Annotated in this window: 13 protein-coding genes and 4 pseudogenes; 3 read left to right on the forward strand and 14 right to left on the reverse strand. The window is 66.2% G+C overall.

The window, feature by feature from the left end:
• Positions 1-6: 6 nt before the first annotated feature.
• The 6 genes and pseudogenes from FQ389_RS09435 to FQ389_RS09460 form a co-directional block, all read right to left on the reverse strand.
• Positions 7-1,011, reverse strand: a pseudogene (locus FQ389_RS09435) (VWA domain-containing protein).
• Positions 1,008-1,970 (reverse strand): DUF58 domain-containing protein, encoded by a 963-nt coding sequence (locus FQ389_RS09440; protein ID WP_144207033.1) that lies wholly within the window; start codon positions 1,968-1,970, stop codon positions 1,008-1,010. The pseudogene FQ389_RS09435 and the gene FQ389_RS09440 overlap by 4 nt, the downstream one beginning before the upstream one ends.
• Positions 1,967-3,094, reverse strand: a complete 1,128-nt coding sequence (moxR1, locus tag FQ389_RS09445) for a chaperone MoxR1 (RefSeq protein WP_144207035.1) — start codon at positions 3,092-3,094, stop codon at positions 1,967-1,969. The genes FQ389_RS09440 and moxR1 overlap by 4 nt, the downstream gene beginning before the upstream one ends.
• Positions 3,095-3,210: 116 nt before the next feature.
• Positions 3,211-3,942, reverse strand: coding sequence for an NlpC/P60 family peptidoglycan endopeptidase RipB (ripB, locus tag FQ389_RS09450; protein WP_144207037.1), 732 nt, complete (start codon positions 3,940-3,942; stop codon positions 3,211-3,213).
• 9 nt (positions 3,943-3,951) lie between these two features.
• On the reverse strand, positions 3,952-5,379 hold the full coding sequence (ripA, locus tag FQ389_RS09455) for an NlpC/P60 family peptidoglycan endopeptidase RipA (protein ID WP_144207039.1): 1,428 nt from the start codon (positions 5,377-5,379) through the stop codon (positions 3,952-3,954).
• A 240-nt stretch (positions 5,380-5,619) separates the two neighbouring features.
• Positions 5,620-6,153 carry an Rv1476 family membrane protein gene (locus FQ389_RS09460; protein ID WP_144207100.1) on the reverse strand — a complete coding sequence of 178 codons (534 nt, stop codon included), beginning with the start codon at positions 6,151-6,153 and terminating at the stop codon, positions 5,620-5,622.
• A 245-nt stretch (positions 6,154-6,398) separates the two neighbouring features.
• Here FQ389_RS09460 and acnA point away from each other — a divergent pair, with 245 nt between their 5' ends.
• Complete coding sequence (acnA, locus tag FQ389_RS09465) at positions 6,399-9,197, forward strand: aconitate hydratase AcnA (RefSeq protein ID WP_186296337.1); 2,799 nt, start codon at positions 6,399-6,401, stop codon at positions 9,195-9,197.
• Between the two features lie 24 nt (positions 9,198-9,221).
• Complete coding sequence (locus FQ389_RS09470; protein WP_144207043.1) at positions 9,222-9,821, forward strand: TetR/AcrR family transcriptional regulator; 600 nt, start codon at positions 9,222-9,224, stop codon at positions 9,819-9,821.
• Here the strand turns inward: FQ389_RS09470 and FQ389_RS19675 are convergent.
• Together FQ389_RS19675 and FQ389_RS09480 are read right to left on the reverse strand one after the other, a co-directional pair.
• Positions 9,818-10,006, reverse strand: coding sequence for a helix-turn-helix domain-containing protein (locus tag FQ389_RS19675; protein ID WP_144207045.1), 189 nt, complete (start codon positions 10,004-10,006; stop codon positions 9,818-9,820). The two genes, FQ389_RS09470 and FQ389_RS19675, sit on opposite strands and share 4 nt — an antisense overlap.
• A gap of 104 nt (positions 10,007-10,110) precedes the next feature.
• Positions 10,111-11,200 (reverse strand): annotated as a pseudogene (locus FQ389_RS09480) (ATP-binding cassette domain-containing protein); the annotation flags it as partial.
• On the opposite strand from FQ389_RS09480, the pseudogene FQ389_RS09485 reads away from it, so the two are divergent.
• Positions 11,180-11,593: pseudogene (locus FQ389_RS09485) on the forward strand (acyl-CoA dehydrogenase C-terminal domain-containing protein). The pseudogenes FQ389_RS09480 and FQ389_RS09485 sit on opposite strands and share 21 nt — an antisense overlap.
• Positions 11,594-11,603: 10 nt before the next feature.
• On the opposite strand, the gene FQ389_RS09490 reads toward FQ389_RS09485, so the two are convergent.
• The 6 genes and pseudogenes from FQ389_RS09490 to sufB all read right to left on the reverse strand — a co-directional run bounded on the left by FQ389_RS09490 (position 11,604) and on the right by sufB (position 17,065).
• Complete coding sequence (locus FQ389_RS09490; RefSeq protein ID WP_144207047.1) at positions 11,604-11,951, reverse strand: metal-sulfur cluster assembly factor; 348 nt, start codon at positions 11,949-11,951, stop codon at positions 11,604-11,606.
• Positions 11,890-12,394: pseudogene (sufU, locus tag FQ389_RS09495) on the reverse strand (Fe-S cluster assembly sulfur transfer protein SufU). Before sufU ends, FQ389_RS09490 begins: the two are co-directional and overlap by 62 nt.
• Before the next feature lie 18 nt (positions 12,395-12,412).
• A complete protein-coding gene (locus FQ389_RS09500) occupies positions 12,413-13,666 on the reverse strand; it encodes a cysteine desulfurase (protein WP_144207049.1) in 1,254 nt (417 codons plus the stop codon).
• 2 nt (positions 13,667-13,668) lie between these two features.
• Positions 13,669-14,436: a Fe-S cluster assembly ATPase SufC gene (gene sufC / locus FQ389_RS09505; protein WP_144207051.1), complete on the reverse strand. Its 768-nt coding sequence runs from the start codon at positions 14,434-14,436 to the stop codon at positions 13,669-13,671.
• The gene (gene sufD / locus FQ389_RS09510; protein WP_144207053.1) at positions 14,433-15,617 is read right to left on the reverse strand and encodes a Fe-S cluster assembly protein SufD; all 1,185 of its coding nucleotides are present in this window, start codon (positions 15,615-15,617) and stop codon (positions 14,433-14,435) included. The genes sufC and sufD overlap by 4 nt, the downstream gene beginning before the upstream one ends.
• Positions 15,617-17,065 (reverse strand): Fe-S cluster assembly protein SufB, encoded by a 1,449-nt coding sequence (sufB, locus tag FQ389_RS09515; RefSeq protein WP_144207056.1) that lies wholly within the window; start codon positions 17,063-17,065, stop codon positions 15,617-15,619. Before sufB ends, sufD begins: the two co-directional genes overlap by 1 nt.
• Positions 17,066-17,070: the final 5 nt, after the last annotated feature.

Consider the following 17,070-nt stretch of genomic DNA (forward strand, 5'->3'; position numbering starts at 1 on the left):
ATGGGGCTAGTTCGGGAGGCGGCGGTTGATCAGCAGGGCCGCCAGGGCGGCGAGCGCCAAAACCAGCGCCCCCAGTCGTAGCCAGCCCACGCTGGCGTCGCCTTTGATGGTCTCGTAGCCGATCTGCTGCTGCAGTGAGGCGTAGACGGCCTTCGGCTCCGCCAAAGTCGCGGCGTTGTAAGCGTTTCCACCGAACAGCTGGGCGACCTTCTTCAGCGTCTCGTCGTCGACCGGCACCGGTTGCCGTTGGTCGTTGATCTCGACGAACCCATAAGGGGCGCCGAACGAATCGTCGAAATCGGCACGCCTGATCTTTGGCGGTGCGCGCGGCGGTGAACGCGCCCTTCGGTTTATCCGGGTTGGTCGGCATCGTCTCCTTACCGTCGGAGAACAACACGATGCGCGCCGGGGGCGGTTTGTCGCCGCGCCGATCACCGCGCCGACCGTTGCGATCGCCTGCAGCGCAGTGAAGATCCCCTCCCCGATGGGCGGTGCGGTCGGCGAAATGCAGCTTGTCCAGGGCGATCTTGGTGGCGTCGCGGTTGGTCGTCGGCGACACCAGCACGGTCGCGGTGCCGGCGTAGGCGATCAGCCCAAGGTGATGCTCGGCGTGAGCTCGTCGGCGAATTGCTTGGCCGCCTCTTGCGTGGCGGCCATCCGGTTCAGTTCGACGTCGGTGGCCCGCATCGACTGCGACACATCTATCACGAGCATCACCACCGTGCGGTTGCGCGGAATCCGCACGTCGTTGGTCGGGCCCACCATCGCGATGGTCAACAACACCAACGACGCCACCAGCAGGATCGCCGGAAGGTACCGCCACTTGGCGGGCCGTTTGGAGGCCACGCTTTCCAACAGCTCCATGTTGACGAACCGCAGCATCCGCCGCTGGCGGACCAACTGCATCAGCACATAGAGCACGGCCAGCCCGGCGACGACGAGCAGGAACAGGAACCACCACGCGTGAGCGAACCCGGACAGCGACATTGCGCCAAGCAGAGGCACCGTCACTGGCGCCCCGCCATGGCCCCGCGCCGCCGGGACTCCACGAAGCGGACGATGTCGGCGATCCAGTCCCGGTCGGTGCGCAGCGTCAAAACCGGTGCGTCACAACCGCGGATGGTGCGGGCCACGTCGGCGCGATGCGCCGCCGCCGCCTTGGCGAAGTCGTCACGCAGCTGCGCGTCGACGGTGAACTCGCGGGTCACGCCGGTCTCGGCGTCCTGCAGCACGACGTCGCCGACGTCGGGCAGTTCGATGTCGCGCGGATCGAGCACCTCGATGGCCAGCGCCTCGTGCCGCGCGGCGATCGCGCGCAGCGGCCGCATCCAGTTGATCGGCCCCAGAAAATCGCTGATGATCACGGCCATACCGCGGCGCCTTTCCGGCCGGCGCAACGCGTCGATGGCCACCGCCAGGTCGCCGCGCACCCCGACCGGCGCCTTCGGCATCGTCGCGATGGTGCGCAGCAGCGTCTGCTCGTGTTGCCGCCCGGACCGGGCCGGTACCCGAACCGTGGTGGCGCCGTTGGTGATCAGCGCGCCGAGCCGGTTGCCGCCGGCGCTGTTGAGGAAGGTGATGGCGGCCGCGGCGGCCACCGCCAGGTCACGCTTTTCGCAGAACGTGGTGCCGAAGTCCAGGCTGGCCGACATGTCGACCACCATCCACGTCTCCAGCTCACGGTCGGCGATCATCTGCCGCACGTGCGGGTGGGTGGTGCGGGCGGTGACCGCCCAGTCCATCCGCCGCACGTCGTCGCCGGGCTTGTACTCCCGCGACTCCCCCGGCTCCGAACCGGGCCCGGGCATCAGGCCCAGGTGATCGCCGTGCAGCACGCCGTCCAGCTTGCGCTTGACGGTGAGCTCGAGGGTGCGCAGCGCCGCCGATAACTTCGAGTCGTCAATCTGTCCGCGCTGAAAAGACGGCGGATGCAGCGCCGCTGGTTTCGCGGCGGGTCTTGGGTCGGTCACCGACTGCCGGCCGCGCCCGCGGCCTGCATCACCGGCGGTACCGAATGCCCTTGCTGCGGGACGGCATTCACTTGCGGAAGGGCCACCGTCTGCAGGACCCGGTTGATCACGATCTCGGGCGAGATCTCGTCAGCGAGCGCGTCGTAGGTGAGCACCAACCGGTGCCGCAGCACATCGGGGATGACCTCCACGACGTCTTGCGGGATGACGTAGTCGCGGCCACGCACCAACGCCAGCGACCGGGCGGCGGCGATGATGCCCAGTGACGCGCGCGGGGATGCGCCGAACGAGATCCAGGTTTTGACGTCGTTCATGCCGAGCCGTTCAGGGTGGCGGGTAGCGGTGACGATGCGCACCACATAGTCGACCAGCGCGTGGTGCACGAAGTTGTTGGCGGCGATATCCTGCAGCCGGAGCAGGTCCCCGGTCTCCAGAATCTGCTTGGGCTGCGGGGGTTTGACACCCATCCGGTAGATGATCTCGCGCTCTTCCTCCGGCGACGGGTAGCCGACGTTAATCTTGAGCAGGAAGCGGTCGCGCTGGGCCTCGGGCAGCGGGTAGACACCCTCGTGCTCGATGGGGTTCTGCGTCGCCATCACCAGGAACGGGTTGGGCAGCGGGAACCGCTTACCGCCGATCGACACCTGACGTTCGGCCATGACCTCCAGCAGCGCCGACTGCACCTTGGCGGGCGCGCGGTTGATCTCGTCGGCCAGCAGGAAGTTAACCACGACGGGGCCCAGCTCGGTGTCGAACTCTTCCTTGCCCTGCCGGTAGATGCGGGTACCGATGATGTCGGTGGGCACCAGGTCAGGGGTGAACTGGATACGCGCGAACGTCCCGCCGACCACCTTGGCGAACGTCTCGACGGCCAGCGTCTTGGCAACACCGGGCACACCTTCAAGCAGCACGTGCCCCTTGGACAGCAGCCCGACCAGCATCCGCTCGACGAGCTGGTCCTGGCCCACGATGATCCGCTTGACCTCGAAGATGGCCCGTTCCAGGGTGTGCACCTCTGCAGCCAATCCGTCGGAACCCCCGAATGGCGCCGCGTGGGCACCGGGGCCCGACTGTCCACCCGGGTAACCACTGGCCCCCTGGGGTGGCCCACCTGCTGCTGTCATCACATCACCTTTCTCGGTCCCGCCTACAAAGCTTCGCCGTGCCCAGGTCCAACTATTCCAGGCCGCTGGGAATCCGTCGACGCCACGCAGCGCGGGAGCAAATCAGCGCACCCGGGTCAGTACTCGATGATCCTAGTCAGATACGGCGTCATCCCGAGCTTACGCACGGGGCTCACGGTCACCTTTCCTGCGCTGCCCGAGGCCTCCAGCATCTGCCCGTTGCCCAGGTACATGGTGACGTGTTGGCCGCCGCCGGGGCCGTAGAAGATCAGGTCGCCGCGGCGCGCCTCGCTCGGCGGAATGTGCCGACCGGCGTTGTACTGGTCGCCGGAGAACCGCGGGATCAGCACGCCGACGCCGGCGAATCCGTACCGCATCAGGCCCGAGCAGTCGAACCCGGTGATGTTGGCGCCGGAGCCGATGCCCTTGCTCGGCCCGTCCAGCGAGCCGCCGCCCCAGGAGTACGGGACACCCACCTGCGAGCCCATCCGCTTGATCACGTATTCGATGGCCTGCCGACCGTAGACCCTCGGGATCTTGCCGCCAGGGTTGGTGGGGGTCGCCGCCGCGAAGGCGGGATCGCCGAGGATGTTGATCCCGAGGCCGCCGAGGAACTGCCGGCCCAGGTCCATCGTGGTCTGGGTGGCCTGCGCGGTGGCCTGCAGCGAGGCGTTCGCCACGGCCAGCGGGTCGCCGGGCGCGCCGGCGCTGATGGTGGCCGGCAGGGTGGGATCCCATGCGGGATCGGCGTTGGCCACTGGAGCCGGAGCGGCGACGGCCAACATCAGCCCGGTCACCAGGACGGTGATCCAGGCCAGGTTGGTCGGGCGAAAACGCTTGTGCGCCACAGCTCCTCGTCAGTATTCGATGTAGCGAACCACGTACGGTGTCATGCCGCTGGTGCGCACCGGCGCCACGCGCACCTTCAGGCCGACGTCGGGAGCCTCGAGCATCTGACCCTGACCGAGGTAGATCGTCACGTGCTGGCTACCGCCCGGGCCGTAGAAGATGACGTCGCCGCGGCGCATCTGGGAAGACGGGATCTTGCGGCCCAGGTTGTACTGCGAGCCGGAGTAGTGCGGCAGCTTGATGCCGACCCCGGCGAACGCGTACAGGACCAGACCCGAGCAGTCGAAGCCGGTAATCCCGGCGCCGGAGTCGATCCCCTTACTGGGCCCGGCCGCGTTGCCCCCGCCCCAGGAGTAGGGCACGCCAACCTGGGACAGACCGCGACGGATCACGTACTCGGAGGCCTGCCGGCCGTAGACTCGCGGGATGCGTCTGCCTACGCCGCCGGGCGTTGCGTTAGTGATCCCGGTGTCGTCGGGACGCAAGATGCCGAGCCGCTGCAGGAAGCCCTTCCCCATCTGCGCGGTGACCTGGGTGGAGGTGGCCGAGATCCCCAGCACCTGGTTGATCACCGCCACCGGGTCACCCGGGACGTTGGCGCTCGGCACCATCGGCAGCGTGGGATCCCACCCGTCCCAACGGCGGCCGCCCGATATCGACGGTCCGGCCGGGGCGCCCGGATCCCAGCGGTCACCGGTCGTCGGCACACCGCCCTCGGACCAATGCGCCGACGTCAGCTGTGCCTCCTGGAGTTTGGCCTGAGCCTCGTCGCGCTCGGCGGCCAGCCGGGCGATCTGCTCGCGCTGCTCGTCGAACTTGCGCTTCGACTCGTTGAGCGCGGCGACGGCGGCATCCTGGCTGGCTTTCGCGTCCGCGGCGGCCCTTTCCGCCTTCCGCTCGGCCAGCCGCGCCGCGGACTCCTTATTGACTTGTTCGGTCCGCGCCCGCTGCAGGTTCGCCATCACCGTCTGCGAACTGGCCGTCAGGGTCCGCGCGGCGGATTCGGTGGAGATGATGTCCTCGGGGCTGCTCGCGGCCAGGTAGCTGCCCGACGGACCGTTCATGTACACGGCCGCCGCGAAGGTGTTGAACCGGCGCTGCGCCGCGGCGATGGCGGCGTTGGCGTCCTTGACCGACTGCCGGCTGACTTCCAGGTCGTGCTGGGCCGCGGCGAGGTTGTCCCGCGAAGTCTCGACGTCGACCAGGGCCTTGTTGACGGCCTCCTGCTCGCCCTGAATCTCGGCGCTCAGATCTTCCAGGCGCTGGTTGGCTTTGGCGACGTTGGCGATGAGCGCGCCGAGCGTGTCGGCGTTCGGATCACTGTGTGCCAGACCCGGTGTGGCGACCAGCAGGGCGACACTCAAGACTGAGCTCAAGACTGACGGAATGAGTGGACGGAACGGTCGCGTAGCGGAGCCGCAGCGTGTAGGTCTCATTGGACTTGGCTCCCCTTGGGCTCAACGCGGACGGCGGCGCCAGCCCCCTTTTTATCTACAGGCGCCAAACACAACACGAGCATCATTTGCACCGTACGTCACACTGATGCGCGTGGAAATGCTCGTTGCAAATCGCAACCCTCTACGTGTGTTTAATGTGACCGAACGGTGACCTAGGCCGTTTGCCGTGCGCTGTCGCGCAATTCGCCCGGAGGCGCCGTGCGCTACGGATGTGCGTGGTTAGACGCCGTCGGCAGGCCGGCCGACGTCGGCGGCTTCGCCATCGGGTGAGGTTGCTGACCGTTCGCGCAGCTGCAGGAACCGCGCGCCGACGGCCGCCGCGAACACAGCGATGAGAAAGAATATCGTCAGCCCGGTCCAAGGGAACTCCGGGGTTTGAAGCTCGTGCAAAAAGTGCTGCGCGGAGACGACGGGGTTGCCTGTTTTGGCGATGTCCTCGCCGGCCTCCAACGTGACGCGCGGGAACTGGGTGCTGTAGGTGCCAACGTAGCTGGGGCTCAGCGTCAGGACGATGGCGTCGTGGTAGTCGGCGCCGACGACGGTGGAGATGTCGCGCAACGGTGTGTCGTTGGGCGGATTGTGGTCGAGCAGCACGATTTTGAGATTGATGCCGTGGGCGTGCGCCTGGTTGACCACCTCGAGCAGGGCCGGCACCGTCTCCGGGGGCGCGCTGACGCCGGACGCCGCGACCGCCGCCTTGATTGCCGTCAGGTCGACGTCCTGGGGAATGTAGGTGGGCAAGACCGGACGCAAGCAATAGGTGGTCTGCGGTGCTGGGACGAACGAACTCTGCTCGGTCACGGTGTGCCTCCTGCCTGCGCTACACGAACCGTACGCGAACGGTGCGCAAAGGTTTCAACCCCGCCCCGACCCGGCCAAGACTGAGTTGGTGTGCCGATGAATTGCAGGACAAGCGTACTGTTAGGGTTGGCATGATCGTTCGGAGCACCGCCCGGCACAGCCCCGCCGGCGGAAGAACTTAATCCCAGGGAGTTGATGTGACCAAGCAAGATTCTGTGAACTCGTTCGGAGCCCGCGGCACCCTTACGGTCGGCGACAAGAGGTACCAAATCTACCGTCTGGACACCGTACCCAACACCGAGAAACTCCCCTACAGCCTGAAGGTCCTTGCCGAGAACCTGCTGCGCAACGAGGACGGCAGCAAGATCACCAAAGACCACATCGAGGCGATCACAAATTGGGATCCCAAGACGGAGCCCAGCATTGAAATCCAGTACACCCCCGCCCGGGTGGTGATGCAGGACTTCACCGGGGTGCCGTGCATCGTCGACCTCGCCACCATGCGGGAGGCGATCGCTGATCTCGGCGGCAAGCCGGACAAGGTCAATCCCCTGACGCCGGCCGACCTGGTGATCGACCACTCGGTGATCGCCGACCTATTCGGTACCGCCGACGCGTTCGAACGCAATGTCGAAATTGAGTACCAGCGCAACGGCGAGCGCTACCAATTCCTGCGCTGGGGGCAGGGCGCCTTCACTGACTTCAAGGTCGTGCCGCCGGGGACCGGCATCGTGCACCAGGTGAACATCGAGTACCTGGCCAGTGTGGTGATGACCCGCGACGGGGTAGCCTACCCGGACACCTGCGTGGGCACCGACTCGCACACCACGATGGTCAACGGCCTCGGTGTGCTGGGCTGGGGCGTGGGCGGTATCGAGGCCGAGGCCGCGATGCTGGGCCAGCCGGTCTCGATGCTCATCCCCCGGGTCGTCGGCTTCAAGCTGACCGGCGAGATCCAGCGGGGCGTCACCGCCACCGACGTCGTGCTGACGGTCACGGAGGTGTTGCGTAAGCACGGCGTCGTTGGCAAGTTCGTCGAGTTCTACGGCAAGGGCGTGTCCGAGGTGCCGTTGGCCAACCGCGCCACGCTAGGCAACATGAGCCCCGAATTCGGTTCCACCGCAGCCATTTTCCCGATCGACGAGGAAACCATCTCCTACCTCAAGTTTACCGGCCACACCGACGAGCAGCTGGCGCTGGTGGAGACCTATGCCAAAGAGCAGGGCCTGTGGCACGCCCCATCCCACGAGCCGGCGTTCTCCGAGTACCTGGAGCTCGACCTGTCCACCGTCGAGCCGTCCATAGCCGGGCCCAAGCGGCCGCAGGACCGGATCGCCCTGTCGGCGGCCAAGGAGACGTTCCGGGAGCAGATCCTCAGCTACGTCGACGGCAACGAGGACCCCAAGCAGGGCTACTCGAAGTTTCCGGCCAGCGACCCGGGCGCGGTGTCGAACGGACACGCCGACGACGTTCCCGAAGTGCATTCGGCGGCGATGCATTCCAAGGGACGACCCAGCAAACCGGTGACGGTGCGCTCCGACGAGCACGGCGAGCTCGTGCTCGACCATGGCGCCGTCGTGATCGCGGCGATCACCTCGTGTACCAACACCTCGAACCCCGAGGTGATGCTGGGCGCCGCGCTGTTGGCTCGCAACGCCGTTGAAAAGGGTCTGGCGTCCAAGCCGTGGGTGAAGACCACGATGGCGCCCGGTTCCCAGGTGGTCAACGACTACTACGACAAGGCGGGCCTGTGGCCCTACCTGGAGAAGCTCGGCTTCTACCTGGTCGGCTACGGCTGCACCACGTGCATTGGCAACTCCGGCCCGCTGCCCGAGGAAATCTCGAAAGCCATTAACGACAACGATCTTTCGGTAACCGCGGTGCTGTCCGGCAACCGGAACTTCGAGGGCCGCATCAATCCGGACGTCAAGATGAACTACTTGGCCTCCCCGCCGCTGGTGGTGGCCTACGCGCTGGCCGGCACGATGGACTTCGACTTCGAATCCCAGCCTCTGGGCACCGACAAGGACGACAATGACGTCTACCTCAAGGACATCTGGCCGTCGCAGCAGAGCGTCTCGGACACCATCGCCTCGTCGATCAACTCCGAGATGTTCACCAAGAACTACGGCGACGTGTTCAAGGGCGACGAGCGGTGGCGCAACCTGCCCACCCCGAGCGGCAACACCTTCGAGTGGGACCCGGATTCTACGTATGTGCGCATGCCCCCGTACTTCGAGGGCATGCTCGCCGAGCCCGAGCCGGTCGGCGACATCACCGGCGCGAGAGTGCTGGCGCTGCTGGGTGATTCGGTGACCACCGACCACATCTCGCCCGCCAGCAGCATCAAGCCAGGCACCCCCGCCGCGCAGTACCTCGACGAGCACGGCGTCCAGCGCAAGGATTACAACTCCTTCGGGTCGCGGCGCGGCAACCACGAAGTGATGATCCGCGGCACGTTCGCCAACATCCGGCTGCGCAACATGCTGCTCGACGATGTCTCGGGCGGCTACACCCGCGACTTCACCCAGGACGGCGGTCCGCAGGCCTTCATCTACGACGCGGCGCAAAACTATGCGGCGAAGAACATTCCGCTGGTGGTGCTGGGCGGCAAGGAATACGGGTCGGGCTCGTCGCGAGACTGGGCCGCCAAGGGCACCCGACTGCTGGGCGTGCGCGCGGTGATCGCGGAGTCGTTCGAGCGCATCCACCGCTCCAACCTGATCGGCATGGGCGTGATTCCGCTGCAGTTCCCCGAGGGCAAGACGCCCCAAAAACTGGGCCTGAACGGCACCGAGGTGTTCGACATCACCGGCATCGATGCGCTCAACGAGGGTAAGACGCCGAAGACCGTGCACGTCAAGGCCGCCAAGGAATCCGGAGACCCAATCGAGTTCGACGCGGTGGTGCGCATCGACACCCCCGGCGAAGCCGACTACTACCGCAACGGCGGCATCCTGCAGTACGTGCTGCGCAACATGCTCAAGTCCGGTTAGTCGGAGCCGAGCCAGGCCCGGCCCATGCCCAAAGTCAGCGAGGACCATCTGGCGGCGCGCCGCCGCCAGATCCTCAACGGTGCCCGACGGTGTTTCGCCGAACACGGCTATGACAGAGCCACGGTTCGGCGACTGGAGCAGTCGATCGGGATGTCGCGTGGCGCAATCTTTCACCACTTCCGGGACAAGGACGCGCTGTTTTTCGCGCTGGCCCACGAGGACGCGGAGCGGATGGCCGACGTCGCCTCGCGCGAGGGACTGATCCAGGTCATGCGCGACATGCTCGCCGCGCCCGAAGAATTCGACTGGCTGGCCACCCGGCTGGAGATTGCGCGCAAGCTGCGCAACGACCCCGCATTCAGCCGGGGCTGGTCGGAGCGGTCTGCGGAACTGGCGGCGGCCACCCACGATCGGCTGCAGCGCCAGAAGGAAACGCACCGGGTGCGCGACGACGTGCCCGGTGACGTCTTGCAGTGCTACCTGGAACTGGTCCTGGACGGATTGGTGGCCCGGCTGGCCTCCGACGAGGATCCACAACGGCTATCTGCCGTGCTGGATCTGGTAGAAAAGTCGGTGCGCCACAACGACTCTGGGCTGGCCGGAGCGCGGTCGGCGGACGGCTAGCAATGACGGGTGTGGTTCGGCCCGCACCGGCTGCGCATTTGTGGTACCGACTCATGCAGCAAGCTGTGTATCGACCCATACAATCTGCCGGTGCTGGCGACGAGCGTCCGAATGCTCGCTCCGCCTTCGTAGGCCGAGCGCAGCCCATCCAGCAATTCGGCACGCAGTTCTTTCGACGTTGGCACTGACCCCTCCACGCTTGAAACTCAAATCCAAGCCCCAAGAGTAAGAAGCCGCCGTCTTAAGCGTGTCAATTTCGCGGAATTCGCCCGCGATGATTTGCCCGGGCTCAGGCGAGTTCGATGAGATCCCGGTATTCCTCGGGCCAGTAGTCCTCGGTGCCGTCGGGCAGCAGCACCACCCGCTGGAGGTTCAGCGCATCGGCCGCCCCGGGGTCGTGCGTCACCAGCACCACCGCGCCCTGATAGCTGCGCAGCGCATCGAGCACCTGTTCGCGCGACGCGGGATCGAAGTTGTTGGTCGGCTCGTCGAGCAGCAGCACGTTGGCCGTGGAGGCCACCAGACCGGCCAACGCGAGTCGCGTCTTCTCTCCGCCGGACAGGGTCCCCGCCAGTCTTGCCGGCGCCGTTGAGCCCCAGCACCACCACGCGCGAGCCGCGGTCGATGGCCAGGTCGACGCCAGTGCACACCTCAAGCGAGCCGTAGGACTTGCTCAGTCCCCTGGCCACCAGTGGGGTGCGCCCGCACGCGGCCGGCGTGGGGAACTTGATCCGGGCGACCTTGTCGGCGACCCGCTCCTCGTCCAGGGCCGCCATAATCCGATCGGCACGTCGCAACATATTCTGTGCCGAAACGGCTTTGGTGGCCGTTGTACCCAGCTTGGCGGCCTGGGAACGCAGCGCGGCGGCCTTGCGTTCGGCATTGGCGCGCTCGCGGCGGCGGCGTTGCTCGTCGGTGGCGCGTGCGTCCAGATACTTCTGCCAGGTCATGTTGTACACATCGGCCTCGCCGCGCACGGCGTCCAGGAACCACACCCAGTTGACGACGTCGGCGAGCAACTCCACGTTGTGGCTGATGACCACCAGTCCGCCGGTGTGCGACCACAGGAAATCCCGCAGCCAGCCAATCGAATCCGCGTCGAGGTAGTTAGTCGGCTCGTCAAGCAGCAAGGTGGTCGATGAGCCCGATCCGGTGTCGGAAGCGGCAAACAGGAGATCGCGGTCAAGGCCGCCGGTGCGTAGTTCACCGGCTACCTCAATGCCCTGCACGACTATCCGCTCGAGCAGTACATCCGCGATTCCAAGATCGACTCCCTCTACGAGGGCACCACCGCGATTCGGGCGCTGGACTTCTTCTTCCGCAAGATCGTCCGCAACCACGGCCAGGCACTGCGGTTCGTGATCGCGCAGATCAGCAAGACCATCGACACCTGTGACGACGCACTGAAATCGCAAGCGCAGCAGCTGCAAACGGCGCTCGACGAGGTGACGGCAATGACGGGCGCGTTGACCGGCTTCTTGATGTCGGCCAGTCAACAGCCCACCGAGATCTACAAGGTGGGGCTCGGGTCGGTGCGGTACCTGCTAGCGGTGGGCGACCGGCTCATCGGCTGGTAGCTGCTGGTGCACGCCGGGGTCGCGCACGCAGCGCTGGCAGGCAGCCCGTCGCCCAGTGACGCGGCGTTCTATCAGGGCAAGATTGCGACATCGGCCTTTTTCGCTAAGAACATGCTGCCACGACTGACCGCGCTGCGCCACGTCATCGAACCCCTCGACGACGACGTCATGTGCCTCGCCGAAGACGCGTTCTGACCGGTCGCCTTCAGACGGTGAAGCCGAGCGCACGCAGTTGTTCGCGGCCGTCCTCGGTGATCTTGTCCGGGCCCCACGGCGGGTTCCACACCCAGTTGATTCGCAGGTCGTCGACCAGCCCGCTGCCGACCAGCGCGGTGCGGGACTGATCTTCGATCACATCGGTCAGCGGGCAGGCCGCCGACGTCAGCGTCATGTCGATGGTAGCCACCGTGCCCTCGGCACCCTCTTCGACGTTAAGGCCGTACACCAATCCCAGATCGACGACGTTGATCCCCAACTCCGGGTCGACGACGTCACGCATAGCCTCCTCGACGTCGGAGAGGAATTCCTCGTTTGCCGCGGCGGTTTCGCTCATCGCTGGTCCTCCTCGAAAGCATGGCTGGCTTGGACCAGTGCGTCTTTGAACGCCATCCAGCCCAGCAGGGCGCACTTCACCCGGGCCGGATACTTCGCCACTCCGGCGAACGCGATGCCGTCGCCCAGGATGTCCTCGTCGCCCTCGACCGTCCCCCGCGACGACACCATCTCGGTGAAGGCGGTCACCGTCTTCACCGCTTCCCCCACGCTCTGACCGATCACCTGCTGGGTGAGCACCGAGGTAGACGCCTGGCTGATCGAACAGCCCTGCCCGTCGTAAGAGACGTCGGCGACGGTCTGCCCGTCGTCGGACAACGCCACCCGCAGCGTCACCTCGTCACCGCAGATCGGGTTCACGTGCGACACCTGCGCGCCGAACGGTTCCCGCAGACCGCGGTACTGCGGGTGTTTGTAGTGATCCAGGATCACGTCCTGATACATCTGCTCCAGGTGCACGGCTCACGCTCCGCCGAAAAAATCCACGGACCGGCTCACGCCGGCCACCAGCCGATCGACCTCGTCGGCGGTGTTGTACACCGCGAACGACGTCCGGGCCGTGGCGGCCACCCCGAACCGGCGGTGCAGCGGCATCGCGCAGTGATGGCCGACCCGAACCGCCACGCCCTCGTCGTCGAGCACCTGGCCAACGTCGTGCGCGTGCACCCCGTCGACGACGAACGCGACCGGCGAGCCACGGTCCTCCATCGAGGTGGGCCCGATGATGCGGACCGCGTCGATCCCGGACAGGCCGTCGATGGCCTGCTCCACTAGCTCACGCTCGTGGGCCTCGACCGCGTCCATGCCGAGGGCCCCGAGATACCGGGTGGCCGCGGCTAAGCCGACCACCTGGGAGGTCATCGGGGTACCGGCCTCGAATCGCTGCGGCGGTGCGGCGTATGTGGTGGCTTCCATCGTCACCGTCTCGATCATCGAACCGCCGGTCAAAAACGGCGGCAGCGCCTCGAGCAGCTCGCAGCGGGCGTAGAGAACGCCTATTCCGTTGGGCCCCAGCATCTTGTGCCCGGAAAAGGCACCGAAGTCGACGCCCAGGGCGTGGAAGTCGACCGGCTGGTGCGGCACCGACTGGCAGGCATCCAGCACGGTGAGCGCACCCACGGCCCGCGCCCGGGCCACCAGCTCACCCACCGGCGCCACCGCACCGGTCACGTTCGAATGATGGCTGAAAGAAACAACTTTGACGCGCTCGTCCAGTTGCAGCGAGTCCAGGTCGACGCGCCCGTCGTCGGTCACGCCATACCAGCGCACCGTCGCCCCGGTCCGCCGGGCCAATTCATGCCACGGGACGATGTTGGCGTGATGTTCGAGTTCGGTGACGACGATGACATCACCCTCGCCGACGGCGCCGTCAAAGCGCTTGTCGCCCAACACATAAGACACCAGGTTGAGCGACTCGGTGGCGTTCTTCGTGAAGACCAGCTCGTCGACGCCAGCGCCGACGAACGCCGCGATGTCGGCCCGCCCCTGCTCGTAGGCGTCGGTGGCTTCCTCCATCAACTGATGGGCGCCGCGATGCACGGCGCCGTTGGACGTGACGAGGAATTCACGCTCGGCGTCCAGCACCTGCAACGGCCGCTGCGACGTCGCACCGGAATCCAAGTACGCCAACTGATTTCCGCTGCGCATCACCCGCTTGAGGATGGGGAAATCGGCACGGATAGCCGCGAGATCCAGTCGATTCACGGAGGCCGTCATCGTTACGCCCCCGCGGCCGCCGAGGTGAAACGCTCGTAACCGTGCTCTTCGAGTTCGTCGGCGAGTTCGGAGCCGGCGGACTCGACGATGCGACCACTTACGAACACGTGCACGAACTGCGGTTGGATGTAGCGCAGGATCCGGGTGTAGTGCGTGATCAGCAGGACACCGCCGTGCTCGGCCTCGGCGTAGCGGTTCACACCCTCGCTGACCACCCGCAGCGCGTCGACGTCCAACCCGGAGTCGGTCTCGTCGAGGATCGCGATCTTGGGCTTGAGCAACGACAGTTGCAGAATCTCGTGCCGCTTCTTCTCGCCGCCCGAAAAGCCTTCATTGACACTGCGTTCGGAGAAGGACGGATCGATACCGAGATCGTCCATCGCGCCCTTGACTTCCTTCACCCAGTGCCGCAGCTTCGGCGCCTCGCTGCGCACCGCGGTGGCCGCGGTGCGCAGGAAGTTCGACATCGACACCCCGGGCACCTCGATCGGGTATTGCATCGCCAGGAACAACCCGGCGCGGGCGCGCTCGTCGACGCTCATCGCCAACACGTCCTGGCCGTCCAGCGTGATCGAGCCCGACGTCGCCTCGTACTTGGGGTGCCCGGCGATCGCGTAGGACAGCGTGGACTTGCCGGACCCGTTGGGGCCCATGAGCGCGTGCGTCTCCCCCGAGGACACCGTGAGGTCGACACCCTTGAGGATCGCGATGGTGTCGGCGTCGGTGCGTGCGACGCTGACGTGCAAATCCTTGATTTCCAGCGTGGTCATTGGTTCTTGATTCCTTCGGTCAACTCAAGTTCGTGCTCGATGGCCTCAGTGAGCCGGTCCCGCACGGCGGGCACGGCGATCTTCTGGATGATCTCGCCAAAAAAGCCGCGCACGATCAGACGGCGGGCCTGGGCTTCCGGAACACCGCGGGCCTGCAGGTAGAACAGCTGCTCGTCGTCGAATCGCCCGGTGGCACTGGCGTGTCCGGCACCGACGATCTCACCCGTCTCGATCTCGAGATTGGGCACCGAGTCGGCGCGGGCGCCGTCGGTGAGCAACAGGTTGCGGTTGGTCTCGAAAGTATCCGTGCCGATGGCCTGCGGGCGAATCAGCACATCGCCGACCCAAACGGTGTGTGCGTCGGGGCGGCCGGAGCCCGGGTCGGCTTGCAACGCACCCTTGTACAACACATCCGAGCGGCAGTTGGGCTGCGCGTGGTCGACCAGCAACCGGGATTCGAAGTGCTGGCCGTCGTCGGCGAAGTAGGTGCCGAGCAGCTGAGCTTCGCCGCCAGGCGCGGTGAACCGCACCGTCGTCGACGTGCGGACCAGGTCGCCGCCGAGCGTCACGTTGACGTGCCCGAGCACCGAATCCTTGCCCAGCCGTGCGTGATGCGCGCTCACGTGGACGGTGTCGGCCCAATCGGCGATCCAGATCACCCCGACGCCGGCGGAGTCACCGACGATGATCTCGACGTTGTCGGCGTAGGTTCCGCTGCCGCGCAGGTCGACGACGAAGATGGCCCGGGCGAGCTCCTCGACGCGAATCTGCAGATGCCCGTAGGCGACCGCGCCTTCGCCAGGTCCCTTGATCGCGATCTCGACGGGTTTGGCCACCTCGGTGTCCCGCGCGACGGTCACCACCGTCGCCGAGTTGAACGACGAAAAGGCTTGCGCAGCAACACGGTCGGTGGGAGCGCCGCCCTGCCCGAGTCGCTCGTCGCCGCGGTGCACGGTTTCGACCGTCACGCCGGGTTGCTCGCCGACGGTGATCTGGGCCTTGCCGGTGGCGCGAGCCGAGCCGTCGTGCAGGCCGCGCAGCCGCTTGAGCGGCGTGAACCGCCACAGCTCGTCGCGCCCGTGCGGAACCTCGAACGCGTCGACGTCGAAGGACGCGAACAATTCGCCCTTGTTGACGGCAGTGAGTGCCGAACCCTCCACTGCCTCGGTCAGATTGCCCACTAGCCGACCGCACCTTCCATCTGCAGCTCGATCAAGCGGTTGAGCTCCAGAGCGTACTCCATCGGAAGTTCCTTGGCGATCGGCTCCACGAAGCCGCGCACCACCATCGCCATCGCCTCGTCCTCGGTCAGCCCGCGGCTCATCAGGTAGAAGAGCTGGTTCTCGCTGACCTTCGACACGGTGGCCTCGTGCCCCATCGTGACGTCGTCCTCGCGGATGTCGACATACGGGTAGGTGTCGCTGCGGCTGACCGTATCAACAAGCAGAGCATCGCATTTCACGCTGGACCGCGACCCGTGAGCGCCCTTGTTCACCTGCACCAGGCCGCGGTAGGACGCCCGGCCACCGCCGCGCGCCACCGACTTGGAGACGATGTTGCTCGACGTGTTGGGCGCCAGGTGCAGCATCTTGGCGCCGGTGTCCTGGTGCTGGCCCTCGCCGGCGAACGCGACCGAGAGCACCTCACCCTTGGCGTACTCACCGGTCATCCACACCGCCGGGTACTTCATCGTCACCTTTGACCCGATGTTGCCGTCGACCCACTCCATGGTGGCGCCCGCCTCGGCGCGGGCCCGCTTGGTGACCAGGTTGTAGACGTTGTTCGACCAGTTCTGAATGGTCGTGTACCGGCAGCGGCCACCGGGCCTCACGATGATCTCGACCACCGCCGAGTGCAGCGAATCGCTCTTGTAGATCGGTGCCGTACAGCCCTCGACGTAGTGCACGTAGGCACCCTCGTCGACAATGATCAGCGTCCGCTCGAACTGCCCCATGTTCTCGGTGTTGATCCGGAAGTACGCCTGCAGCGGGATGTCGACGCACACGCCCGGCGGCACGTAAATGAAAGAACCGCCCGACCACACCGCGGTGTTCAGCGCGGAGAACTTGTTGTCCCCGGCCGGGATCACGCTGCCGAAGTACTGCTTGAAGATGTCCGGGTGCTCGCGCAGGCCGCTGTCGGTGTCCAGGAAGATGACGCCCTGGCTCTCAAGGTCCTCGCGGATTTGGTGGTAGACGACCTCGGACTCGTACTGCGCGGCGACGCCGGCGATCAGGCGCTGCTTTTCCGCCTCGGGGATACCCAGCTTGTCGTAGGTGTTGCGAATGTCCTCGGGCAGGTCCTCCCAGGAGGCGGCCTGCTTCTCCGTCGAACGCACAAAGTACTTGATGTTGTCGAAGTCGATGCCCTCCAGGTTGGAGCCCCAGGTCGGCATCGGCTTCTTCTCGAAGGTGCGCAGCGCCTTCAGCCGGGTCTGTAGCATCCACTCCGGCTCGTTCTTCTTGCCGGAGATGTCGCGTACCACTGCCTCGGACAACCCGCGTTGCGCGCTGGCGCCCGCGACGTCGGAGTCCGCCCAGCCGTAGCCGTACTTGCCCAGCGAGGCGATCGTCTGCTCCTGGGTCAGGGGCTCTGACGGCGACGTGGTTGCCTCTGGTGTGAGGGTCATACGGA

The sequence above is a fragment of the Mycobacterium tilburgii genome, assembly GCF_902168065.1.
Classification (GTDB): domain Bacteria; phylum Actinomycetota; class Actinomycetes; order Mycobacteriales; family Mycobacteriaceae; genus Mycobacterium; species Mycobacterium tilburgii.